This is a genomic window from Bradyrhizobium sp. UFLA05-89, from assembly GCF_059803475.1.
This window is the reverse complement of sequence record NZ_JBANBA010000034.1, coordinates 15,959-40,186: the sequence shown is the minus strand read 5'-3', so window position 1 is coordinate 40,186 and position 24,228 is coordinate 15,959. Positions and strand designations below refer to the sequence as shown.

The window sequence follows — 24,228 nt, the reverse complement described above, 5'->3', positions numbered from 1 at the left end:
GGATTTGTATACGGAATATGCGCGAGGCATTTGAAAGAAGAACTGTCCATTCGTAGCTTGATCGTTACCGACGAAGCTGAGGCATTCTTTGACGCCTGGGCTCTTTGCGCGCACACTGCCGACGGCAGCGTGCGCGTGCCGCTCGCTCGACTGCGTTAACTGGTTAACGCCACGTCTCGTCCGCCGGCTGTATCTTCAGGCGCGAAAAGTGCGAGCGCTGGAACCCAATGAGCGAGGATAACGCATGAACGGCAAGCGCATTCTGATGATCGTCGGGGATTTTGGTGAGGACTACGAAACAATGGTGCCGTTCCAGGCCCTGCTCGCCGTCGGCCACACGGTTCATGCCGTCTGTCCCGGCAAGGCCGAAGGCGACACAATCGCAACGTCGATCCATGATTTCGAGGGCCAGCAGACCTACAGCGAAAAGCGCGGCCACAATTTCACGATCAATAACACGTTTACCGAAATCGATTGCTCAACTTACGACGCGCTCGTGATACCGGGCGGCCGAGCTCCCGAATACCTTCGCACCGATGAACGGGTGATCGATCTGGTCAGATACTTTTTCGATGCCGAGAAGCCCGTCGCCGCAATCTGTCATGCGGCGCAGCTCCTTGCGGGCGCCGGCGTGCTGAAGGGGCGCACCTGTTCGGCCTATCCGGCCTGCCGCGTCGAGGTCGAACTTGCAGGCGGCGTCTATGCCGATATCCCAATTGATGGCGCTGTGACAGATCGCAATCTGGTCAGCGCGCCGGCTTGGCCGGCTCACCCGTCGTGGCTGTCGCAATTTTTTGCCGTTCTGGGGACGACGATCAGCCATTCCGGCATGCGCCGCGCCGCATGATCGTCCGGCTTGACGACGCCCGCCCAGTGGGAATGAGCGTAGGTACAGGCGCAGGGCAGGGTGATAGGCTGTGATCCGGCTGGTTCTGTTGACCGAGGAGGTCGCCCATGTGCAGGCTCTTTGTCAATGCGGATGCGGAGCTTTGGCAGACCCGGCTGAAGTCCGTGCGAATGCGCGGTTTCTCCACCAGCATCCGCTTGGAGAACCTTTACTGGCGAATTCTCGAGGAGATCGCGCAGCGCGACGGCATGACACTCTCGCAGCTTCTGGACCGGCTGCATGAAGAATTGCTGGAGGACCGGGCGAACGTGGAGAATTTTCCTCGTTCCTCCGCGTCTGCTGCGGCCGGTATCTGATGCTGCAGCTCTCTGACGACATCCCGCGCGATTTCGCCACGCCGATCAGATCGCTAGACGCCAACCGCATCCTCGAGAGCGAGGCACGACTTTTTGCTGCGAGCCGGGAGCACGAATAACAAATCGAGGGTTTCAGTCGCTCGTTAGGCGGAATTGCGTCATGGCTGTTGCCGAACTTGTCTGGGACAACAAGCTACTTTCAAATGGCGCGCCTGACACGATTTGAACGTGTAACCTTCGGAACGCTATCCAGCCGGGCGATGGGCGCATGCTTACACGCGCTTCTTGCAAGTTGTTACGCATCACACATCGGCATCGAAGACAAGCTGACGCGGGCCCAGTCCGCACGGCCAAGAGACTGATGCAACCGTAAGTTCGCATCGCGAACGTCTTGAAGCCGCATCTGCAAAGCACCGTATTTACGTTCTTGAGCTTCAGACGAGCCAACGAGAGATCCAGCGGCTGACGGGGATCGACCGCAAGACGATCCGGCGCTACCAGGCGATTTTCGTACACCAGCGAGGGGCGGAGGCAAATTCCCCCGAGGTGACCGCCGGCTCTGAGGCCACCGAAGGCCAAACTCCCCCACCTCCGCGACCGCCACTATCGGAGTGACGGTGGCCGTCAAGACGTTTGATTTCGCCTGCCCAGCCTGTGAACCGCATCGGGAATGGATCGAGCAGCAGGCCCGCCTGAGGCGCAACGCGCAGGCGATCTATCAGGATTTGGTTGATCAGTTCGGCTTCACTGCCAGCTACGAGAGCGTCAAGCGCTTCGTGCGTGCCTTGCGCCACATCGATCCCAAACAGTTTGACCGTATCGAGTTTGCCCCGGCGAGGAAGCCCAGGTCGATTATGGCGAGGGCGTTCTGACCCGTGACCCGAGGAGCGGTCGTCACCGCCGGCCGCGCCTGTTCGTCCCAGTTTGCTTTCATGATATCATGTGTATGAGCAAATCAACTCATGATATCACGAAATCAGCAAAGAAGAGACCTTCCGAAGCCGGCGAGGCGGTGCTGGTGCGGCCTGCAGCCAGAACTGCCAAAGCCGCTGGGAGCCGAGTTCAGGACGACCTTCCCGGACGGCCAGAGGTGATCCGGCGGCTCGTCGATATCGGACTGAGGGCGAAGGCGAAATAAGCTTTGGGGACGGACTGACCATGAAGCCGCTAATCGGACTTGTCGCGCTACTGCTTACGACCAGCGCGTTCGCTCAAACCGCTCCGCCGAGAGCCGCTAAAAGGCCGCCAGTACAGGCAAAGCAGCAAGCCCCGATGGGTTGCAAGTTGGTTGGCACGGTCAGGGGCACTAAGCTATGGGCGGGCGACTGTACTGCGGCGCCGCAAGCTCCGCTGCCCGCATCGCCGGCTGAACCGCCCAGCGACGCCCCCGCAGAGAAGCAATGATCGGCATCATGCTCGCTGGTGCAACCCATTGTGGTGGGGACACCCATAGATGGTTATCCCGGTTGCCATTTTTCCCGATATGGTTTGCGGTCGGATAGGCGCTCTAAGAGCGGGCGGCTCCGGCGTCGCCAGCCCGCCGTCTGCTTTGCACGCGCTGTTAACGTGGCTGGCGGCGAGAACCGTCAATGGATGAACGCCTCTTGATTGGTCTGGCTACTGTAGCCGGATTGTTTCTATGCGCGGTCGTTTCCGCGCTTTGGATGGTTGGCTAGGAGGTAACGCGCCGATGTCCGATCGAGAAATCGAGCATGAAACCGCCGTGAAGCAACTGCTAAGGAAGGCAGCCAGGCGAAGGCGTCCAAGTCAGCTCTACTCAATCGTCCCGCACGGCCAAGAGACTGATGCAAACCGTGAGTTCGCATCGCATCGCGATCCGAACGGCCTCGTATGGTTTTTCTTATTCTTGCCAGCGTTTGTGATTGCCTACGCAATTTGTGTGAAGATGGGCGCGATTTAGGATGACCATCCCGCTCGAGCGAAATTCATTATCCGGACCACAGCCGTCGTGTTCGAGGACTGCAAAGCAGGTCCATCTCAATTGCGCCTTGTCGGCGTTCATCCCGGGTTACGGGTTCGGTCTATTTCGTCGTGGGGAAGGCAACACCTCCGCGGATCAACGAAACGGCATAAGCGGGCCTAGGCGTAACTTCCGCGCAGTTGATGGCAGCCTGCGGCGATCAAAGCGCGCCGCTGGGGTGGGGAATGACAGAGTTGGAAGTGTGGCACTGAACCTGCGTGCAACGTTGCACGGGCGGCCTCCGTTAGGGCATGTGGCGCTTTCACCCGAAGCGCTTACGGTTTTGACGCTGAATATCCAGAAGCGCCACGTCATCGGACATAATCTTGGCGTCGCGGTGCAGCTTCCGGCGGAACGAATGCGCTGGCGGCGGCGAAAGCCGAAGTGGTGCGCAAATCCGTGGGGCCGCAAGGCCTGTGCCGGTTCGAGTCGGGCCACCCGCACCAGGTTATCCAATTCGAAGTTTTTGAGGTGACGATGAACGATTTGAAGGAGAGCACGTCGGCGGAATTTGGCAAACGGTGAACTCGATAAGCTCTCCCACGTCGGCCGGGGCGTTTGCAATCTCCAGCTTGCCTCCCCAAGATCCTGACGGCGGAGGGACGCAAAGAGCTGAGGGCGGTTTTTGTATAGATGGGCCGATGCGAGCGTGGCGGAACTGGTAGATGCATCGAACTTAAGCCATCGAGTTGGCGGGGGCTTGGCTCGTGATTGCCGATGAAGGTTGCCTGGACTTTGAGCAGTTCTGCGCCCAGGGTTTCCCCTAGGGCAAATACGGCGCAATTCACACCTAAGGCAAAGAGAATACGGTTTATATCGAAAGCGACCGCGCCTGGTAACAGCGTCTCCTCGACGCTCCGGCCTTGTCGTCCTTCGATAACGTCTCCGTGATCGCTTCCAGCGCCGTCACGTCCGCCTTAAGCGTATGGTCAAGCATAGGCACAAGCCAATCCCTTCAAAGAAACTTTCAGCTTGGTATCGGGTCCGGCGCACCAGCGTACCCGATCCGTCTAACGGATAGAGCTCGCACCCGGCTTGCCGTTCTGGTAGCGCCGCCGATCTACGCCAGCAACTCCCGCTGACGCGCGTCTCGCTGCGCATTGAAGGCGGCGATGAAGACCTCAAGGCCGGAGGAGGTTAAACCGTTCTCGGCGACGAGACCCATCCGCATGAGGTTGACCGTCTCGATCAGGCTGTCGCCATGCGTGGAACCTCCGCCGAACAGCTTAATAACAATTCTCTGCTCCCTGCGAGTTAGCTTGTTCCAGAGCGTCAAGTCGGGCATCTCAATGCCTCACGCGAATCGCTGCATGACAATGATGAATTAGCGGATCGCCCAGAGGCGAAATCATGGCGCCGGCCTCAATGCTGCGAGTAGAGGCAGATGGTTTCGGTATTGTGCGGCGGAACGCGAGTGATTTTCACCTCCAGCGCGCAATAGGTCTCGTATAGCCCTCAAGAATGGTCATGGCGCCTCCGGATCAGACAGATGCAAGTGGCCGCCCCGTCAGCTTCTCGTCAGGTGGATGCGGCATACCCGACAAGCTGATGCTCGTTGAAGAGGCAGCCCGGTTCGGCAAGCGGGTTGCCCACGCACTGGTACGAGCTTCGGCGGCACGCGGTGCGTGTTCCAAGATGCACCGCGTGCCGACTTTTCCACCATTGTGGCGGCACGACCTCTCGAATTGCAGGGTAGCTTAGAATATTCCGGCTTGTGAGATCTATGTCAGGGGCCGCCGAACCGTCTCGCGGGACAGGCTCTTGTGCTCGGTGAGCTTGACCATCGCGCTTGCCAGCAGCTTGAGCGTCCAGCGGGCGCGGCCCTCCGGCCGACCGGCACAGGCGGTGGCCACCAGCCAGGCTTCTTTCTTGCCCGTGAGTTTGCGCTCCGCCCCGGGACGCGGCTCTTCGCTCAGCGCCCGCTCCAGATTGCCTTCCACGAAGCGTCGCTTGGTCCGGTACACGGTCGAGCCGCCCACGCCGACACTTCTGGCGATCTCCTCGTCGCCGGCCCCGGCATCGGCAGCCAGCAAAATCTGCGCTCGCTTGAGCTTGCGGGACGCATGCTTGCCGCCGCCCAGCAGCGTCGTGAGTTCAGTGCGCTCGATTTGGCTGAGGTCGACCCGGTAGCGTACATTCATGGCGCGCCTCCTTGTTCGAGGCACGCACCAACAACTGAATCGGATGGCCGGCGTGAGTCCTTCGGCAAAAACCTTCACGTCCAAACAGGGGCAATACCTTGCCTTCATCCACCTCTACACGCGGCTCCGCCGCAGGCCCCCGGCGGAAACCGACATGCAGGAATACTTTCGCGTCAGCCCGCCTTCGGTTCACCAGATGGTGCTGACCCTGGAACGAGCTGGCCTCATTAGACGGCAGCCAAGAACCCCCCGCAGCATCGAGATCCTCGTCGATCCCAAAAGCCTGCCCGAGCTAATCTGACCGTTCCCAGTCCAACCGGTCAAAATCACTGTGCAGAGCCACTAGTGATCGTTATACTTTGGGAGATTCATTGAAAGTAGTTTTGTATGCTGTGGCGAGCGATGGAGCCCGACCATCTTCCTGGAGTTCGTGGCATTGCACATCGCGTCCACCTGAACTACCCCGAGGATGCGGCCGTTTTCTCGGAACGGCTGGAGCTGCACCCTGAGGGATGTTTCGTACTCGAACGCGCGCGGGATGGCCTGGCCGGTTACATCGTCAGCCATCCCTGGCACTTCAAGAAGCCTCCCGCGCTGAACGTGCTTTTGGGCGCCGCCGCCGAGCCCGCATCGACCTACTATATTCATGACATCGCGTTGCTGCCGGAAGCGCGCAGCGGTGGCGCAGCTTCCGAGGTCGTGCTCAAGCTGGTCAGGCACGCGAAAAAAGCCAGGTTTCCCAATCTCTCGCTGGTGGCGGTCAACAATTCAGCAAGGTTCTGGGAGAGACACGGTTTCCGAACGCTGGATGATGCAGATCTGAACCAGAAGCTCGCAAGCTATGATGACCAGGCAAAGTATATGGTCCTTGAACTGACATGATACGCAGGCGGTTAGATAGCCCTCGCGAAGGCTCAAGCTGGTGAGTATTGCGGCTTGCGCCGAACGTAGTTCGTGCGTGGCTGTGGTTTTCGCTTGATGGGGGGCTTGGTCGGCTGGGATTGACCATCTTTCGCAGCAGCTTGTCTTCGACCTTCGGTAACCGTTGATATTGATCGCCGCCGCGCTCAGCTGGTTCTTGATGTGCGAGGCCTAGAATTCTCGATTTGTTCCACGCTTGTGCGGCAGTTCTTGGCGATCTGGTAGATGTCGGCACCCTCCATCAGCCGAAGGCAGGTAGTCCGGGCCCTCAGCAGCTTCTGCCTCCCATAGCTTGCTCCTCCGAATTGAAGCGGGGCAACTGTCGGTCGAGAAGGTAACCGCTCATGAGAGTAGAAGCCCACACAATGGGAAAATAGATTCTCCGACTTGGTTCAAGCTGTCCGCGAGGGCTGAGGAAATCGAGCACTAGACCGTGCCCAGGATACGTCGGCAGTCCTTGGCTCTTGCAATCAACCGTTCGGTCAAGCGCGCAATGATCGCGTTGTCGAGTCCCTGTGCCTTTGCGCTTGCGCACACGGCGGTTATGTTGTCGGGGATCTGCGCGGCCATGGAGGTCAAGCCTGCAATCAATTTGTCGGCGTCGAAGCGGGTTTCGCGCGCGAATCTCTGCCAGTCGCGCAGGCTAATCTCGTTCAGCTTGTATTCGTCGCCGATTTTCATGGCGAGCTTGGTCTTCTTTAGATCGACGTCGTCGTAGGGAAGAATGCTGGCTACGTCGTAGAGCGGCGCAAGCCGCACGGTGGGACCGCCGGCTAGAAGTAGTGAATAGTTCTTGGCGTGGGCGTCCGTACCCGCAATGAGCCAGTTAAAGGCGAGAGCGCATCGGCGAATGTATCGACATCGGTGACACGATCTGTAGAATGGGTACGCAACAGTTCAATAATGTCGGTGGGCGTCGGTCCGCCTTCGCTTTGATATTTTTGCGTCGGCATTGTACCGCGTGCCTGACAGATGTCTTCCTGATGGACGCGCACGACGCGGTTTCCGCTGAGTTGCCGATCGTAGCGTTCGATTACGATGGCAATTTCCTTTTCGAACCGCATAACTCTGGTTTCTGCGACCGGCAGACCAAGATTGCGCGCGAGCATGAGGCAGATATGTTCGTTCTCGGCATGGCCGTCGAAATGACCGGTCGGCGGCGTCAGGATATGAGTTGTCGGAATACGCCCAGACGGTATGCCCCATTTGTCCTTCTGTAGTAGCAATGCGGTTTTTGGCTGAGCGCCCGCGAGGCTGAACTGCCCTGTGTCCCGCGGCAACCGCCATGCGGCGTGATCTTTGCGGAGCGCTTGCAGGCGTTTTGCGAGGGCCGTTTCGTCGAGCCATTCGACCTTATCGTCCGCGCCGCTTTGCAAGACTTCCAAACGGTCAGGAGTGACGAACTGAACCGCGCCAGCGCAATCCTCGCCGACATGCGAAATGAGGGCAAACACGTTGCGGGCTGAAACCTGAAATTTCTTGGCCCAACGATCGAGCACACGTTCGTTGTCCGGCAGTAGGCCCCAGAGAGAAGCTTGAACGGCGGAAGGTCCGTGTTTCTCGGCCGCGAGCGGCATGGAGAGCGATAGCGGATAGGCTCCCTGCGCGTTACGCCAATCGGGTTGTGGACAAAAGTCAGTCGGCCGCGTGCATCGTTATGCACCCGGCCAACTTCGTTGCCAGCCAGGAGAGCAATGAGCTGGTTCGTCATGTCTTGCGCTTTCTGGCTTTGGCTATGATCGCGTTGATATCGACGGCGGTCTTTTCTGACGTGCGGCTATTGGAAGGCTCGCTGCTTGCATCCAAGCGAATATCCAAGGCGTCGAGAGCGCGGAGGACAAGTCCGAGTTCAGCGCGTGCATGGCCCTGCTCGATTTCGATCACCCACTGACGGCTGACGCCAATGCGCTTGGCGAGGCTCGATTGATCGAGTTTCAGCCTCTTGCGTCTGTCACGGATGATAGCTCCGAGATCGGTGGCGGTACGAATAAGCATGGCAAGTCCAAAAGTCAGCGTTCGCCAACATTATCATATGTCATCGATCGCTGACAATTAGAAAATGTCAGCGTTCGTCGACACCTGCCAAAAGTCAGCGATCGCTGACATTAAGGCGCTCCGACGCGTCTTAAAAATAGTTATATATATCAATATCATAGATTGAAAAATAGGCTCAAAGTCACCCATTGCTAAAGGCCAAGTGTAGCGCAATTGGGCCTTGCCGCAGAGGTGTCGATGCTTGTTGCCATATACGAGGAAATGCCGTGGCCGGTCCGAGAGGAGTCTCAGCCTAAGGTCAGAGGCCCCGTCGACGTGGCCGACGGCTACGACAAAGCCCACGCCATCGCACAAGAGAAGGCAGGCAGGTTCAATCGTTCTTCGTTTGTCGGAGACGCTAGATTTCCGTACTGGTGGGGCCACGACAAGGATGCCCCACAATTGCATCGGTACGTAATCAGAGCTTCGTAGGGACGTGATACCCAAGATAAAAGACACGCAATCATTGCGTTAGGCTTGTCTCACACGCCGTCCATCCAATAAGGTATTTGAAACCGGGAGGTGACGCGACCATGAGATGGCATGCTTTCATGATATTCGTGGGTCTTGTCGTCGGGACAATGAATTCCGCACTTGGGCAACAGATCAATTGCGGGCCGCCTCCAACACTCAGCCAAGAACTGCAAACCAACGAGGTAATAAAGGGTAACTTGCAAGGCAAGGCACAGCTTCTCTCGAAATATGTTGGACAAGCAGAGCTAGGTGGACAGATCGAGACGACCAAGAGCGAAATATACACTCAATCCAAGGACTACTATCCTGCGCAACAAGAAGCCTATCTTAGCTATCTCTTCTGTTCGATTATCAGCGCCGATCCCAAATTCACCACGCCGGAGAAACTCGACGCGCTTATGAAATACAAGGCGGCTCGTCAGAAAAGTTCGTCGAATGATCTGCCGCCATGCGTGCCCAGCGTCCTGAAGAACATCCCGTTGCCGAACGTACCGACCCTGGACGGGAACGGCAATCATGTTGGCGATCTCTCTGGCATCGCCGTGAGCGTCATTCAAGAATGCCCCACACCGACGGCGTCTAAGCAAAGAGCACATCTCGCGTTCGGCTACTATAATGGATCGGGAACGTGGAGAGGCGAACAACATCTAACATTGGTTCTGAAATCGAGCGAAGGGGCGGTCCTCAAGTCACAAACAGTTCCGCTCGACCGATCCCGTTGCATCTATGGTCATGCAGAGCAGCGAAATGCGGACGATACTCTTGACGGCGGAATCGGCTATCTAGTGAACTCTGCTGAACTAACCGTGTCACGCGTCTCTGGCACTCAAACCCCCTGCTAAAGTTGGTTCGTCTGACGCTCAAAACCGTTATCTCAAGAATCTAATGCAACGGAATTGCTGCAATCGCATGCGGGCCAACGTTTTACGTTCGCTCTTGTAGAATTAGCCGTCTATGAGGCTCCAATTGAGGGTGTAAAGCTTTCGTGCCGTCCGTGTTGGCCCAGACCGTCTTAATCGAGCGCGGAGTCGTACAGATCGACCAAAAGGGCCGTGCGCTCATAGTTGACGCATCCGTATCCAGCGGGGGTGGGGCGGCACTTTCGTCACCCAAGCGCTCGGTGAGCATTAGCGAGGATGAGTTTTACGAGGTGCTTGCCCGAAAAGATCCGCGTTGGCCAGTCTTGCTGAAAGGCTTCCTCGTCGAAGCGGAAAAACTCGGCCTCTACGTAGAGCGAAAGGGCGGATTAAATCTCAAGCATGCCTCTCCCGAGGGGCAGCCCTTAAATCTAGCAACAATCTCAAAGGATGGTTTCGTGGAAACAAGTCCCTCGACATGGTGGGGACGGACTGAAGTGGGACACAAGTACAATGAAGCCTTGGCCAAGGCGATCGCAGGTTCAGTGGGCGAGATTAAGCAAGGCACGGAATCGGCGTTGCGAACGCTCACAGGAAATATGCCCCGCCTCTCGGACCTGCTTCCCGCTCATCAGCAAGAATGGTTAGATGCCATTCAGGAATATATAGCGCTGGCATTCAAGAAGGTCGAAGGCGCGACGCACCAGAGCTAATCCGGCTTGGCTCTCCGGTAGAGCGATGTAGCGGAAAAGCCAAAATGAGCACTTCGTTCGAACGCAAACTGGGTAATGAGACGTTCCGTTCTCCCCGAGCAAGAACTGTTTCGAGTGCTAGCTTTTGTGTCTAGCTCGCGACGCGATCTTTCATCCAGTGCATCCAGCACCGAATTTCTTCATGGCATGATGTTCTCGAGCATTATTCGCCAATTCTTCCGCGAATTGCGCCGATATTCTGCATCAGTTTCATGGAAGAATTAAGAGCACTAGCGGCGCGGTATGTTGAGAGGGAAGCATCGCAAGGTAATGTCATCCCGTTAGAGGTCTCAAAAGCATAATCTCTTCGGGTCATGCCGATTTTCGTTCATGATTTTCAGCGCAGGGGCCGCGCCATCGATAGGCTGTCCTGCCCGCCGGCAAGAGTCACTAACTTGAGCTTGGTAACTGACTGCTTCGTTACGTCCCCGCCAAGGACCGTTTGGCTCTACGGCATTGACAGATTTTTTAGAGACTATTTCAGAACGCGATTGAGACCCACTTTAAGCTCATGAGCTGGGAGCAGCGAAAAGCAAAACGCGTGCGGCTCGATCATCGATGTCGAACTACTCTGGTGAGCGCCGACAGGCACATGGCACGCGATTGCGTTCTCCTTGATGTCTCGGACGGGGAGCGCACCTTCGGATAGACAAGTCGCCCGGGGTCCTCAAGGCGCGGTAGTTCTTTTTGCTGTCGACCATGGGGTTGGTCTACCGCCGATGCGAGTTGATCCGGCTGGACGGCTCCGAAATCGGCGTCGAGTTCATGACGAGCCGGCCCCGTCCGCGCACGCAAGGCTACTCAAGCTCAATCGTTGTAGCCGTTTTGGCCTTCAAATATCAATCAAGCCGCGGTAGACCGCCTGAACCGTGGCCTGCGTCTTGTTGGTGGCCCCGAGCTTGATCATAGCACCCTTAACGTGAGCTTCCACAGTTTTGCGGCTCACGCTCAATATGACGGCTGTCTCGTCCGAAGTCTTTCCCATTCCAGCCCACTTGAGCACTTCCTTCTCCCGGTCGGTCAAAGCGCAGAGCTGGACTGCGGCAAAATGATCGGTCCTTGTCGAGGTCTTGATTTCGATCGCGTGCAGATCCACGATTTTCTGAGCGAGATAGAGCAAAATCACATGCAGCTGGAGTCCGTTGTGCCTGAGGTTCGCGAAGAACCCCTCTACGGGATTGTTCCAGAACAACGCACAAACACTGGAATAACGACGGCCAAGCGGATCGTTGTAGTGAACCGGTATGGTCAGCCCCTCCTTGACACCGAAATCGCGCGCGGCCTCCATGGTCTTGACCGCGCCCGGCTTGCGCTTGCCCGTCACGGGCGGCAGCCGCACGCTTCCCCAATGAAAGGGTAGATTTGTCCGGCGGGCCATGGCCAGGCAAGGATCGGTATTGATGAAGTTTTCTGACCGGTAGGTGTCGATCCAGGCAGGCGCGTGGGTGGAGACGAGGAGTGGTTGGTCCTCCCAGGGATGCGATGCGTCCATGAATCCGAAGGTGCTAAAGCCGTAATCTTCAATTATGCGCTGAAAAACTGCGCGAATCTCCTCGATCGAGGCGCAAGCCTCCAACGCGTTTAAATCCTGTTCCAGAGCGCCCATCCTCAAAACCTAGGAAAATTCCTAATTTAAAAATCAAGGGCGATCCCATCATCTTCCCGAAGCTGATGCAAGGCCATGGGGAGCCGGGAAGTGCAGCAACCGCGATATAGGGCCGCGTTCTTCTCCGCCGCGACACGTCCAGACCTCACTGAAACTCTGTTTCGACTGCGCTACCGGCTCTTCGTGCGCGAATTGGGCTGGTCGTTACCGGCGGATAGGGGCAGTGAAAGGGATCAGTTTGACACGGACGACGCCGTCTACTGCGGCTTGTCCCTGGATGGGGAAATGATCGGTTGCTTTCGCGCGATCAGTTGCGATCGTCCATATCTATCGCAAACGATATTTTCGCATATGGCGACGCACAGGCCCTTCCCGGTGAACGCAGGCCACGTCGAGATCAGCCGGTTCGGTGTCCGGGCCGGCCACCGTCAGGCGAGCACTGTGCTTTACAGTTTGCTGATACGATTTGCGTTGGCCCGTAACGCGCTCGCCCTGGTTGCGTTGGCAGAGCTCCCTCACGAAAGGCTGCTCAATCGGATCGGCCTTTCCACATCGCGCTACGGCGGTGCGCAGATTGTCGGGTTTCGCGACGATGGTGCATGGATTCTCGCCGTTGCCGGAGAGATCCCCATTCCTCGAGAGCTTTCGCCTGCTTTCCGTTCGCTCCTTGCACTCACGCAATTTATGGAGATTAGCGATGAAGCATCTATTTTCGGATGTGAACGCCTTTCGGCGTGATCCTTTGGCGTTATTCAAGGAGCGCAGCGCCACGGGAGCCGCGCCTCTCGTTCGGCTCAACCTCGGTTCCTCGCCGGTTTACCTTGTCACCGACGCGGCGGTGGCCAAGGCCGTACTGCGAGCGGATGAAACGATGATCGACAAGGGGCGGCTGGTCCACAAGCTGCGGACCGTCATCGGCACCAGCTCCATTACGTTGAGCGGTGCTGAGCATCAACGACGTCGGGCGATCATTCATCAGCACCTGGCACGCGGGATTATGAACGATTTCGTACCGCAGATCACGAGCTTGATCCGACGACAGGCATCGCTTCTGGTTCGTGAGCCCTGTTTCGATGCCCATGAGGTCACCGCGCCGCTTGCCCTTCGAATGATCGTCGCCTTGCTGTTCGGTCACGGCGCTCTGACATCAGCGGATGAATCCGCCTTGATGGAAGCGGTGCATGTGGCGGAAGAGGAAATGGCCGATAGCCTTTTTCGCATCTTACCGCGAACGCCGTGGCGTAGCCTCTTGAAGCGACGACAATTACGAAGAAGCCGGGCCATCATGGGAGCGGTCGTGGACCGCGTGCGCAATAGAGCCGGCGATGGCACCTTGGTTCAGGCCTTGCAAGGGCTCAACCTGTCTCCTGACGATATGCGCGATGAAATCCTGTTGCTGTTGCTAGCCGGGCATCACACCACCGGAAATGCGGCTGCCTGGTTGCTCTACTATCTCGCAACGGAGCCGGGCCTTGCAGAGCGCCTTGCCAATGAAGCGAAGTCGATGATGGATGGCTTCGGAGAGATCGATCCGCTGAGACTGCCGAAAGCCGAGATCAGCCTTCACGTCGCACGCGAGGTGCTCCGTCTCTATCCACCATTCTATTGGTTTTCGCGGGAAGTACGGGTACCGCAGGAGCTGGGCGGGCTGCATTTGAAGCGCGGAACGTCTCTCATTATCAGCCCGTGGCAATTGCAGCGCGATGAGCGTTATTGGGGCGATCCAGCTGGGTTCCGGCTTGACCGTGCCTATAACACGCCGGCCTTCATGCCTTTCGGATTGGGGCCGCGCGCCTGTGTTGGCATCGGCCTGGGGTTACTCGAACTCCAATTGCTGGCGCTCGAACTATCGGCCTCGAGCAGACTGGAGATCTTGTCCGATGTTCCGGCGGACGAGCCAACGCCTCAGATCACCTTGTTGCCGCCGCGTATCGAGCTGCAATTGCGACCTCGTGCACAGGCAAGGAAACAACAGCATGTGGCATAGGCAGGCGAAAATCAGCCTGACAAAATCCACCGGGTGCTGCGATCAGCGTTCTGGATATTGCTCGACCAGCTCGATTATTTCGCGGCGCTGAGCGGGAGAAAGTTTGATGAACATCCTCAGCAATCGCAGGCATTCGACGGTCTCGCGCGACACAGATCGTCCCTCCTGGGACCGAAGGAATTCGGCAAGACGGGAATCGGTCATTCTGGTTCTTTCAAAATGGAAACTACGATGAAACAGCAAACGAATATTGAGCAGCTTTGCAGCAGACTTGACGAGGCTATCACCTGCGCAGAGCAGGCCGGCCTGAGCTTCGTCGTCATGATCCTTGATATGGCTCGCCTTGAAGTTGATCAAACGGCCAGAAGCAACGTGATAACTATGCCAACTTCCAGGCCGTTGGGCAAGCGGCCGTAGTCGCCGTCTCCATCCGAATTCTCGTCCAGCCGAGACCTGGCCCGCGGAAACGGCGGTTACCTGAAGGACGTTCAGTTCACGGCAGTCAGTCGCCGCTGAGAGCGAACTGGCCGCAGTCTTGATCTTTATCATGTCAATGCTTGCCGGCGAATGCGGGAATACGACTGGCAGTCGCTTCAAGAAGATTCCTGAAAAGCTGGAGCTTCATGCCGCGGCCGACATCACCGGCGTCCAAAGGACTGGTCCGGACAGAGTGCCGGCGCTGCGCATTGCCAAAAGAACTTCACTTGAAATTCCAAGATAGCCTGCGATAGCCGATGTAGGGCCGATCCTGCAGGGACCTCCAATTCGCCGCAACGCCCAACCCGCCCGTCGGAGAATCCGTTCCATCCGACTGTCCGTGACGGTAACAATGTCGGTGAGCTGTCGCGATAGCCCGAATTCGATCATGCCTGCAAACAGCTCATACGTAGCGCGAGCTATTCCATGGTCGCCTATTGGGTCCTCGAGCGAAATATCGATGGCAAACCTGCTGCTTTCCCAGACGAGCGGATTCGACGGAGCTGGGTTGCCTGCGAGAAGTTTTGGAAACGTGTCCCGAAGCATCGTTGGCCCGAGGGTGGGTAATAATCGCACCGAGCCGCGTACCTGACCCGCATCAGAGAGCTGCACGAGGTAGGCCGGACCCAGTGCATCGAATTCGTCGATTTCCATGCCGGCGCTCGTCTGAACGTCCCAATCCAAGCGGCTCTTGAATATGCGATAGCGCAACTGATACATGCCTGAGAGCGTGCTCGAAAGCTCTTCATACGATGCCCGAGTTATGAGTTGGATCATGTTCCCTCCGAGGGCAGATGTGTTTAGCCCTTTGGAGCGGATTCAGGAGATCAACGCACCACCTGCAACCACAGGAGGAGTAAGTCTTATTTTCGCTCTCTTTTTCTAGCAGCCGCAAAGCGGACTGCCGACTGAATCACGGTACGGACTCCGAGCTTTTTCTTCGCATTGTTTAGGTAAGAGGCGACCGTGTGATGGGAAATTCCAAGAATTCGACCAATCTCCCATGTCGTTTTCCCCTGAGCAGCCCACTCAACACATTCATACTCGCGGGCAGACAATTTAATCCCATTGATCTCGCGCGCGCGCATCAACTTCCGGCGCACGTGAGCATCAAACGATATCGCGAGTAGCTGAAGGAGGTGCTCTTGAGAGTTGATGCAGGCCTCGAACTTGGCGTGTCTCGCGTCAGTCGCGAACGTCAATGCGGCAACTGGACCATGATTATCGTGAATGGGAATAGTAAATCCGTATCGAATGCCAAATTCCGCTGCCTCCTCAAACAGTTGTTGCTGCGTCAAGGTGAATCTCGATGATAAGCCGACACCCCAACGGAAGGGATCGTCCGTTCGAAGCGCCTTTTCGATGACCGGATCTATGGATTGATAGTTGTTGCGGAGATAGTGCGATGTCCATTTGGATGGGTAGGTGGAGATGAGGCAGGGCCTTTCTTGTGGTCGCCGTGGCAGTGCAAGATAGGCAAAGCATGAGAGATCCAGCGCTGCGGCTGGGCCGGACATGGCGCTGCAAAAATCCTGAGAATCTTCGGCCAGAGCTAGGAGATCGGTAAATTCCTGAAAGACACGATGCATTGCACATGACCTTAGCGGTGCTATCTTGTTCAGACTGGTCGCGCTGTTCGCGGTCGACCACCCGTGTGGAGCTGCGTTCCGTTACCGGCTATCTCGGTCGCGTTCCTTAGAGGCTGCCGCCAATCCTTTGGTCGGCAAACCCAAAATCAAAACGTCATTACGCTTCCGATAGAGTCGCCGACTTTCGTTAGATCGAATTTCTGGCGCCAAAAAAACATCACGTGGGTAAACCATGCGGTTGATTGGGGTCCATCCTCCCTGTCCCCATCGGCCCGCAACCCGGCTCTCTGGGCTCCGAGCAAAACAGGATTCCGATACTAGAGATAATCTTACCGAAGCCATAGCCTTTTGCTATGGCTTTCGGCCCCTGATTAGGAAGCGCAGATCGTCTTCAGCGCCTCGATGATCCCCGCGGCTGCCGACTTTAGCCCGCAGCCCTCAGTGTTCGGAAGCGTTTTCGATACCATCGTAGTCGGGGCGTCGGCGGCACGATGAGTAAACGGCGTCAAAGCCTATTCGAGTATGCCTTTGTGCAGGCAGATGATGGGAAAACGAGAGGCGGGGGGAGCCCAATGCACCCCGGCGTCGCGTGCGGCAGGTTGCGGGAGCCTAGGTCATGCTGAGGGCGAGGAGGGTCGCTGCGGCACTGACCACAAGCTGGTCGTAAGTCAGTGTCTGCGTCTCGAAGTCCTGCCGATCCTCAGGCGAGGGCGTCTTGGCCACAACGAAATTGAGCTCGGCCCTGCCGCGCACGAAGGCCGGGCCCTGGAGGATGTTACATAGAACGTCGCCGCATACTTTCGCGGGGAGGGCGATTGCTCCCTAACGACTTCGCGCTTTTGATCTGGCTTTGAAAGTGACTACGTGATCGGACGAGGCTTCGATGTGCTGTCGCGACATCAGTTCTGATAGTGTCCCGAGGCGACCTTTACGGGTGACCGAAGCTCAAGCTTTCTCATCATCCGCGCATGATTGAGCTTCACCGTCACCTCGCTGACATTTAGCCTGAAGCAGAGCGCGAGGAGTTCGACAGCGGTCATTAGCTCTCGGTCCAAAAGTCCATCACAGCGAGTCTGGCTAGCAAAGCCAAATAACGTTTTTGCAGCAAGACCGAGAACTCCACGATGATCGCGCCGAAAAAATGCAATCTCCGCGGATAACAGCAGGAATAGTGCGCCGAATCCGCATGATATTCCCTGGTCATCAAATGGCGGGGCCCAGCACATTGAAGATCTATGCCGGCATATTCGGCCGTGGGTTCGTCAAGCGGATTGTCGCGGCCGCGACTCTCGGTTCTCGGTGGTTGGATGCGATTAGTCTAGGCCGGTCATGCCAAGTCGCAAAATCCACCTGCAGAATGCGAGGGCACGCATCGAGGTGCCTCATACTCACTTAGCCGAGACGCAACTGGATATTGGCGTTATTCGTTTGCTCTCGGAGGCGGGCTCAGATCCGGCAAGATCCAGGCGCGCCTGGGTCTGCTTGCCGTTCGGCGGGTTCAAATGCGCACCGAGCTCTTAAGGAGAAGCAGGCGGATCATTCGCATGGGTCGATAGAAGTCTCCGTTGCTGGAAAGGCAGCTAATGCAGGGACGTTTGGCGCGTTATCGGAAAGCGCGTGAGTCTGTGGAAAGCTTCGAGAGGCGTCTGCACGAGCTTGCGCCGGCTCGCATCACAAGCGTGAGCTGCGTACGTAATGTTTACAAGAGCTCTATCTGCGGCAAAAACGCTGAAGTAAGGGTCGCTGTCGACATAAAGTTGCCGAGTAACGTAAGCGAGCTAATGCAGATCAAAGAAATACTGTTTCATGAACGGGAAGCACACTACGTTTTTTTGCTATTGGTCTCATACATTCTGAAGTATCATCCGACCGTTTTGCCGGTAAGATTTGATGTCCTATTTGATCGTCGCCACTACGCTAAGAAGCATTTGGAGAAAGCACTTGAAAGGGTCGAGTTACCCGTAGAAGCTCCTGAAAAATACCCTGGGAAAAGGCGCTCCGATGAGGGGCTTCCCGAGTTTTTTCGAAGGGTTTGGGGGCCGTTCTTACGTGCCGGGCTTTCGATGCCGCACCTAAAGCAATTGGATAAGTCGCTCTATCTTGCAATCTATAATTTTCGTCGATCCAATTGTTGGCCTGACGATCTCGCGCTTCCAAACCGAGAAACTGCGTTGAAGGAAGCCGTCCGAATTTTCCAGGAACAGGGTGGTCAGGCGATCTCACCCGATCAGCACATTTCTGTTGCTCATTTCCTCAAGCGCCAGACGATGTATTCATCAGCGTCTCGCCCGCGGCGAGGACCTCCCCGAAAGGCTTGAGCCGTGGCGTAAAAAGGTTTCTTTGAGCAGCCACGTTGGGTTCAGCAAAGCGTCGGAAGATTCGAAATTTTCTGGAATGTTTGGAAGCGGTGCTCGCCGTTACGCGAGCACCGTACCCGGTAAGCAATCTCTCCTGTTCTTGCGGCGGTAATGCTGATCGCCTGCTTCATGCTGGAGAATCAGTGCCGCTTGCCCCAACCGGCTCGGCGAGCACCCTTGCCTTATTGATTCTCCGTCCGGCAGCAGGTTGCCAAGCACGGTTGATGACCGAGACGCCAATTTTTCGGTACTTGAAGTAATGGCGAGGCTTTCATTCCCTGCGATAGTCGGAAGGGCCGCAACTCGACCATCATAGCTGGCAGTTCCAAGCGAAACAGATTGGGACTATCTCCAGATCGGAGAATGGAGAGCCACCATGTATGTGCCCCCCGCCTTCAGGAATGATGAGATCGAAAACATCCGGGCGGCCGTCCGCTCCGCTCGTTTGGCCAGCCTCGTCACGGCCACGGCCGAGGGACCAATCGCAACACCACTGCCGTTCTTCCTCGACGAGACGGCAGGGGAGTACGGGGTGCTGTACGGGCATTTGGCAAAGGCTAATCCACAGTGGCGCTCGGCTCCAATCGGGGAGGCATTAGCGATTTTCATGGGTCCGGAAGCCTATGTGACGCCCTCATGGTACGCCACCAAGTCAGAAACCGAAAAGGTGGTGCCCACATGGAACTACGTCGCCGTCCACGCCTACGGCCCGGTTGAGTTTTTCGAGGAGCCGGAACGGCTCCGCGACGTGGTGACACGGCTCACCGACCTTCATGAGACGTCGCGCGCGAACCCTTGGGCAGTCAGCGACGCCCCCGCAGATTTCATTGTCGCCGAGTTGCGCGGGATCGTCGGGGTGCGCATCCTCGTGACCAGGTTCGAGGGCAAGCACAAGATGAGCCAGAATCGCTCCGTACGCGACCGCATAGGCGTCGCCGCCGGCCTTGCCGCGAGCGAACAGCCGCGGGATCGGGAAGTGGCTTGTCTTATTCCGGTTCAGGGCTAAGACAAGCGGCGCAACGCGACGAATAGGTGAGCGAGCTTGGCTTCGAAAAGTCGGGAGCCGCATGCGAGTGGCAGGCGGCAGTCTCGCTTTGGCGAAGCGGCCTGCCAGCTGATAATCGAGAGGAACGCTCCCGGCTCGATTAAATGGTTGATGGAGGGTGGTCCCGCCATTGGTGCGACAGTGACGGCGCGGCCCGGGTGACCGGCCGCCATCTTGCGCTGCGCTCGCCTATTTCGCGGCGGTGTTCTTAACGCCATGTGGCTCGACGAGTGCGCCGTAGGTCCAGGGTTGACGCTTGGCGAACATATGAACATTCGCCATCATATGCTTCTGGCGCGCATTGGCGATCTCGATGACCTCCAGGACCACCTTGTGCATGTCCGGATAGTACGGAATCGCGACATCAACGTCCCACACTGGAAACTGGGCGGGCAACGCCACCATGCTGCCGCCGCCGAACGGCGCGTCGACACGGTTGGCGAGGATGACAGCACATCGGTTATCCACCGCGCGTGGCACGGCCAGCAAGGTCCGCTCCTTGCGATCCTGCAAGCGAGATGGCCACAGGATCACATCGGCGCCGTTGGTTCCGAGGCAACGGGCCGCTTCGGGAAACATCCCATCATATCCCATCATGACGCCGATGCGCCCGAACGGCGTTTCGGTGACAGGGTAGTCCGAACCAGCCGTCGCCCATGCACGTTCATCCGCAAAGAGATGGACCTTTCGGTAGGACATCAGCACATTGCCGTCCGGTCCGATCAGGAAGGACGTCGAATAGAGCTTTCCAGCCGCCTCTTCGATGTTCGGCACGAGGATGGCGCATTCTTCCGACTTGCAGAGCGCGCCAAGCGTGTTCAGAAGCTTGCCATTCATCGCGGCCAGCCGTTTCGCCTCGGCGGGGTCGATCCTCCAGTTTGGCGATGCGAAATATTCCGGTAGTACCATGAGTTGGACACCGAACCTTGCCGCATGCCCGATTTGCTCCACTACGCGATCGAGGGTCGTGGGTGGAGATTCCGATACATGGCTCTGGATCGCAGCGATGTTGAACGTCATTTTGCCCGGAACGATTGGCCGATTGCTGGTTTCGGCGACTTTCGTGTCCGCATAGGCAGCCGTCAGAATCTTATAGGTGTCGGGCCGGCGGTCGGCGAACTTGTCCGCACCGAGAGTCATGGCTTTGTTGTCAGCAAGCGTCGGGTCGATATCGCTGATGGCCATGCCATGTGTGTCCCAAGCGACCTTGGCGCGCAGATTGCCGCTGGGGTCGACGATCATGCTTCCGCCCGGATAGTAGATCGATCGCTCCTGTCCTGCCTTCGTAGCGGCACATATCCAGACACCATTCTCGAAAGCGCGGGCAGGACGCCACATGTCAGCCTGATCGATCAGGAAGAAGTTGGCCATGTCGATGATGACCTGTGCTCCACCTAAGGCCGTGCAGCGCGGAATTTCAGGGATGCGGCCATCGAAGCAGATCATGAGCCCGACCCTGCCGAGCTCGGTCTCAACCACCGGGAAACCGCGCTCGCCGAACGCGAACCAGTTCTGGTCGTGCGTCGTCAGGAATTGCTTGTGATAGTGGACCACAAGCTCTCCTTTTCTGTCGAGCAAAATACCAGTGTTGAACACCTTCTCCACTTTCGGGTCCCATTCCGTCATGCCGCTGGCGACGAACATAGCGTTCTCGCGCGCGAGTTTCGCAAGGCTGCTGACAAAGCGCCCGTTAATTGGCTCCGCGACCTTTCGAGCGTGCGAAATTGAATCGTAAAGATATCCGGCGTTCATGCACTCCGGAAAGACGATAAGACGTACGTCCTGAAGGGCAGCCTGTTTCACATAGTGCTCGCAGATTCTAAGATTTGCCTCGACGTTCCCGACCTCGGCGAGCGTCTGCACGGCGGCAGCGCGATATAGATAGGACTTCATGGGATGCTCCGTTAAACGCGATAGCACTGTTGAAAGACGGCGGTGTGCGATTTGCTGATCGACACTGCTGCTTCTAAACAGCAGTGTGCGTGCTGAAATTCGCCTCGTGCCCCCCGTGCGGGTTCATTTTGGCGAGATTTGAAGGCGACAACGGGCGGACCCGTCGAGCGAGCAGGGCGCGTCCGCCCCGGGGGGACCGGGCTCTAGAGCGTGATCCGGAAAAATGTGAAGCGGTTTTCCGAAAAGATCACGCTCAAACCGCAACCTAAAGCGCGATGACGATTCATCCCAATCTCATCGCGCTTTAGGCTCGTCCCGAGTCGCCACGGAAGTGGCGTCTCGGCCGTTCGGGTAACGATCCCGTCGCGCAAGTAAGGAACTGCTGCGGCACTCGCGGGAAGCTCGCCTTCGGCTGTCGCTATTACGGTCTTCTCACGTCGTGGCCGCTTCAAACCGGTCTCGTCGGTGCACTCGTTCCGGTGTGCCGGCTTTGCCGTCGCTATACTCACGTTGACCGCTTGCGCTGCTTGGATGTGCTAACAGGGCGAGCGGTATGGATAAGCGTCGAATGCTGCGGCAACAGAGCGAATTAGAAAGCGGTGCTCCCGCCTCACACGGATCAACCCATTTTCAATGTCCACTATCCCGTCTTCGGCGAGTCTCGCCAAGCGTTCAGCTGAATCAAGAAAAGAAGCCGGATCGGATCCGTAAGCAGCGCAGATTGCCGGCACGTCGACCTCTAGATCGCACATGAGCCGCTCGATGATCGCGCCTCGGACCCGGTCCTCGTGGGTGAGATGGCAGCCCTTTGATGTCGCCAGGCGGCCAGCTCTGATGTGCCGGCTGTAGCAACCCGCTGCGACTTCGTTCTGGACGTAACCCTCGCCCAAGCGGCCGATGGCCGACGCACCGAAGCCAATCAGGGTTTTACAGGTGTCTGCCGAGTACCCCAGAGAGTTACGCCGCAAGCAACCGGCCTTCTGCGCCAGCGCGAGATCATCCTCAGGTAAGGCAAAATGGTCGAGTCCGATTTGGCGATAACCGGCAGCGACCAGTGTATCGGCCACGGCCGCCGCCTGTTCAGCGCGGGCAAAGCTATCGGGTAGCGCTGCCTCGTTGATGAGGCGTTGATTTTTCCTGAAGGCAGGAATATGCGCGTAACTGAAAACCGCGAGCCGGTCGGGGCGCATGGCCACGGCCGTTGTTGCGGTTCGTACGCATGACTGCACCGTCTGCCTTGGAAGACCGTAGATCAGGTCGAAGTTGATGCGGCTTATTCCACGCTGGCGTAGATTTTCGACGGCAGCCGCAGTCTGCGCCTCAGTCTGAACCCGGTTGATCGCTTTTTGAACAGTGGGATCAAAGCTCTGCACGCCGAGGCTCGCGCGGTTCACGCAGGCTGCTTCTAAAGCTTCGGCCATCTCGGCCGTGAATGTGCGCGGGTCGATCTCGATGGCAATACTAGCCGATCTCCTGAATCCGAAGTGGACGCGCAAGTGTTCCATCAAGCCTAAGAATTCTGTTGGCTTGATGAGGGTGGGCGATCCCCCGCCGAAGTGTATGTCGCTCACGACTAACCCTTGCGGCACCAGCGCCGCGACCAAGCGGATTTCCTCACGCAGCACCGCCGAATAATCCTGGATCGGTGCATCCCGGTCAGTCATCGTCGTTGGAAAGCCACAATACCAGCAAATCGAGCGGCAGAACGGAACGTGGAGATAGAGCGATACTGGCTCGGCGGCGGGCAGGCACCTCAGCCATGTCTCACAAGCCTTGGCACCGATCGCATCGGAAAACTGCGGTACGGTTGGATAGATCGTGTACCAAGGCAGGCGGGCATCAAAATACTTGTTTAAGGTTGAGGTATCCAACGGCCACTGTCCCCTGCCTATGTCAGCATCACCTGCTCTCAGTCGCGATGAGCGGCAAGCGCTTGCACAATCAATCTTGAGATGGAAGCGCGCTGATGGTCTGCCCGGCGCGAAACGCATCTGAGTTCGAGTGCTGTGGGAGGCTTCCTGATAAGCACGACAGGGCCACTGCAGCTCTTCCTGGCCGCGGTATTGAAACGGCCGGGGCGCGAGATGGTGAATACTCAGTCTTGATTGCACTGTTGCCCGCCGCCTCCTCAGGTGTCCGGATGAGGTAGTCAACGGCGTCATAATCCGATCTACTGGAGTCGTCGTAGTGGCGAACCTGTGTCCTTACTTCCAGTCGATCACGTCCGCTGAGTGTCAACCTTGCCCTTCTCACAGAAGACCCCGAGTTCCATTTAACTTCCAGGCTTCCATAGTCGAACTTGGAACCCTGCGTCTGCGCGATGCCCCAATCGCAGTCGGCCGGACGACATCTGCTCCATGCATGAACGAGGGCTTTGTCGAACTGCTGGTCGATCAATATGTGTGTGATAATACCCCTGCTCGGATTCTCATTAGACCACTTTCCGGCGAAGTCGGCGATTGTCGCGCCACCGAGGTTGTGCGCCACCGGTGAAGTGTGCTCGGCACATGCCGGGTGGAGAAGCAGGACTGTGAGCAGTGTGACCACGGATAATCGCAACATCTTCTTTGTCCTGTTAGTTTGACATTCGAAGTTGGCAACAACCATGCCAGCCAGCTGGACCCGCGAAATGGGGCGCTTGGAGCAAATCTCGCCTGCGCAGCTCAGCGACGCCTCGTCGTAAGCCCGACAATCCAGCGCATCAACAGAACGCGCCTGTTAGATTCCTTACCTAACGTCTTGGATTCGAGTGCGAGCTTGATGGTTCTGTAGGGACCCACCGATGGCATGGCACGCCCCGTGCGATGACCAGTCGAACCGCGCACCAGCTCGCCACCCGAGTTGGCGCCTCACGTAGCGTGCTGCAGGCCAGGTTCTTCGATCAGACCGCCGATTCGCAAAAGTGAAGCGC

The 24,228-nt window shown here is 57.3% G+C and carries 21 protein-coding genes and 3 pseudogenes; 11 read left to right on the top strand and 13 right to left on the bottom strand.

The genetic code is table 11. The features are described 5' to 3' along the window. The first annotated feature begins 244 nt into the window (after positions 1-244). From SO139_RS19455 to SO139_RS19445, 3 genes and pseudogenes are all read left to right on the top strand, one after another. On the top strand, positions 245-847 hold the full coding sequence (locus SO139_RS19455; RefSeq protein WP_498540379.1) for a DJ-1/PfpI family protein: 603 nt from the start codon (positions 245-247) through the stop codon (positions 845-847). Between the two features lie 107 nt (positions 848-954). Then, positions 955-1,322, top strand: a pseudogene (locus SO139_RS19450) (ribbon-helix-helix domain-containing protein). A 260-nt stretch (positions 1,323-1,582) separates the two neighbouring features. Further along, positions 1,583-2,122 (top strand): annotated as a pseudogene (locus SO139_RS19445) (IS21 family transposase); the annotation flags it as partial. 2,122 nt (positions 2,123-4,244) lie between these two features. On the opposite strand, the gene SO139_RS19440 reads toward SO139_RS19445, so the two are convergent. Further along, complete coding sequence (locus tag SO139_RS19440; protein WP_449379834.1) at positions 4,245-4,469, bottom strand: hypothetical protein; 225 nt, start codon at positions 4,467-4,469, stop codon at positions 4,245-4,247. Positions 4,470-4,911: 442 nt separating this feature from the next. Further along, positions 4,912-5,325 (bottom strand): annotated as a pseudogene (locus SO139_RS19435) (helix-turn-helix domain-containing protein); the annotation flags it as partial. 43 nt (positions 5,326-5,368) lie between these two features. Between SO139_RS19435 and SO139_RS19430 the strand changes: the two are divergent. Together SO139_RS19430 and SO139_RS19425 are read left to right on the top strand one after the other, a co-directional pair. Next, entirely contained in the window at positions 5,369-5,626 is a 258-nt protein-coding gene (locus SO139_RS19430) for a LexA family protein (RefSeq protein WP_449379893.1), read from the top strand. Positions 5,627-5,712: 86 nt separating this feature from the next. Beyond that, positions 5,713-6,207, top strand: coding sequence for a GNAT family N-acetyltransferase (locus tag SO139_RS19425; RefSeq protein ID WP_498540378.1), 495 nt, complete (start codon positions 5,713-5,715; stop codon positions 6,205-6,207). Positions 6,208-6,672: 465 nt separating this feature from the next. Here the strand turns inward: SO139_RS19425 and SO139_RS19420 are convergent, their stop codons facing one another. From SO139_RS19420 to SO139_RS19410, 3 genes are all read right to left on the bottom strand, one after another. After that, complete coding sequence (locus SO139_RS19420) at positions 6,673-7,065, bottom strand: HipA domain-containing protein (RefSeq protein ID WP_449379892.1); 393 nt, start codon at positions 7,063-7,065, stop codon at positions 6,673-6,675. Beyond that, positions 7,020-7,823, bottom strand: a complete 804-nt coding sequence (locus tag SO139_RS19415) for a HipA domain-containing protein (RefSeq protein WP_498540377.1) — start codon at positions 7,821-7,823, stop codon at positions 7,020-7,022. The genes SO139_RS19420 and SO139_RS19415 overlap by 46 nt, the downstream gene beginning before the upstream one ends. A gap of 130 nt (positions 7,824-7,953) precedes the next feature. Then, positions 7,954-8,241 (bottom strand): helix-turn-helix domain-containing protein, encoded by a 288-nt coding sequence (locus SO139_RS19410; protein WP_498540376.1) that lies wholly within the window; start codon positions 8,239-8,241, stop codon positions 7,954-7,956. Positions 8,242-8,813: 572 nt separating this feature from the next. On the opposite strand from SO139_RS19410, the gene SO139_RS19405 reads away from it, so the two are divergent. Beyond that, positions 8,814-9,596 (top strand): hypothetical protein, encoded by a 783-nt coding sequence (locus SO139_RS19405; RefSeq protein ID WP_449379830.1) that lies wholly within the window; start codon positions 8,814-8,816, stop codon positions 9,594-9,596. 155 nt (positions 9,597-9,751) lie between these two features. Further along, positions 9,752-10,324 carry a hypothetical protein gene (locus tag SO139_RS19400; RefSeq protein ID WP_498540375.1) on the top strand — a complete coding sequence of 191 codons (573 nt, stop codon included), beginning with the start codon at positions 9,752-9,754 and terminating at the stop codon, positions 10,322-10,324. Between the two features lie 871 nt (positions 10,325-11,195). Here SO139_RS19400 and SO139_RS19395 read toward each other — a convergent pair. Beyond that, complete coding sequence (locus tag SO139_RS19395; protein ID WP_449379828.1) at positions 11,196-11,969, bottom strand: autoinducer binding domain-containing protein; 774 nt, start codon at positions 11,967-11,969, stop codon at positions 11,196-11,198. 90 nt (positions 11,970-12,059) lie between these two features. On the opposite strand from SO139_RS19395, the gene SO139_RS19390 reads away from it, so the two are divergent. Continuing rightward, positions 12,060-12,707, top strand: coding sequence for an acyl-homoserine-lactone synthase (locus SO139_RS19390; RefSeq protein ID WP_449379827.1), 648 nt, complete (start codon positions 12,060-12,062; stop codon positions 12,705-12,707). Then, positions 12,667-13,956 carry a cytochrome P450 gene (locus SO139_RS19385; RefSeq protein ID WP_498540374.1) on the top strand — a complete coding sequence of 430 codons (1,290 nt, stop codon included), beginning with the start codon at positions 12,667-12,669 and terminating at the stop codon, positions 13,954-13,956. The genes SO139_RS19390 and SO139_RS19385 overlap by 41 nt, the downstream gene beginning before the upstream one ends. A gap of 42 nt (positions 13,957-13,998) precedes the next feature. Here SO139_RS19385 and SO139_RS19380 read toward each other — a convergent pair whose 3' ends face one another. From SO139_RS19380 to SO139_RS19365, 4 genes are all read right to left on the bottom strand, one after another. Next, the gene (locus tag SO139_RS19380; RefSeq protein ID WP_449379825.1) at positions 13,999-14,505 is read right to left on the bottom strand and encodes a hypothetical protein; all 507 of its coding nucleotides are present in this window, start codon (positions 14,503-14,505) and stop codon (positions 13,999-14,001) included. Positions 14,506-14,577: 72 nt separating this feature from the next. Further along, entirely contained in the window at positions 14,578-15,210 is a 633-nt protein-coding gene (locus tag SO139_RS19375; protein WP_449379824.1) for an acyl-homoserine-lactone synthase, read from the bottom strand. Positions 15,211-15,296: 86 nt separating this feature from the next. Continuing rightward, positions 15,297-16,022 (bottom strand): LuxR family transcriptional regulator, encoded by a 726-nt coding sequence (locus SO139_RS19370; RefSeq protein ID WP_449379823.1) that lies wholly within the window; start codon positions 16,020-16,022, stop codon positions 15,297-15,299. 899 nt (positions 16,023-16,921) lie between these two features. Then, positions 16,922-17,062, bottom strand: a complete 141-nt coding sequence (locus SO139_RS19365; RefSeq protein WP_498540373.1) for a hypothetical protein — start codon at positions 17,060-17,062, stop codon at positions 16,922-16,924. 543 nt (positions 17,063-17,605) lie between these two features. On the opposite strand from SO139_RS19365, the gene SO139_RS19360 reads away from it, so the two are divergent. Together SO139_RS19360 and SO139_RS19355 are read left to right on the top strand one after the other, a co-directional pair. Continuing rightward, positions 17,606-18,340 (top strand): hypothetical protein, encoded by a 735-nt coding sequence (locus tag SO139_RS19360; RefSeq protein ID WP_498540372.1) that lies wholly within the window; start codon positions 17,606-17,608, stop codon positions 18,338-18,340. A 415-nt stretch (positions 18,341-18,755) separates the two neighbouring features. After that, the gene (locus SO139_RS19355) at positions 18,756-19,385 is read left to right on the top strand and encodes an FMN-binding negative transcriptional regulator (protein WP_498540371.1); all 630 of its coding nucleotides are present in this window, start codon (positions 18,756-18,758) and stop codon (positions 19,383-19,385) included. 228 nt (positions 19,386-19,613) lie between these two features. On the opposite strand, the gene SO139_RS19350 is transcribed toward SO139_RS19355, so the two are convergent. The 3 genes from SO139_RS19350 to SO139_RS19340 all read right to left on the bottom strand — a co-directional run bounded on the left by SO139_RS19350 (position 19,614) and on the right by SO139_RS19340 (position 23,924). Next, positions 19,614-21,287, bottom strand: coding sequence for a carbon-nitrogen hydrolase family protein (locus SO139_RS19350; RefSeq protein WP_498540370.1), 1,674 nt, complete (start codon positions 21,285-21,287; stop codon positions 19,614-19,616). Between the two features lie 566 nt (positions 21,288-21,853). Further along, complete coding sequence (hemN, locus tag SO139_RS19345; RefSeq protein ID WP_498540369.1) at positions 21,854-23,188, bottom strand: oxygen-independent coproporphyrinogen III oxidase; 1,335 nt, start codon at positions 23,186-23,188, stop codon at positions 21,854-21,856. 70 nt (positions 23,189-23,258) lie between these two features. Further along, the gene (locus tag SO139_RS19340) at positions 23,259-23,924 is read right to left on the bottom strand and encodes a hypothetical protein (protein WP_498540368.1); all 666 of its coding nucleotides are present in this window, start codon (positions 23,922-23,924) and stop codon (positions 23,259-23,261) included. Positions 23,925-24,228: the final 304 nt, after the last annotated feature.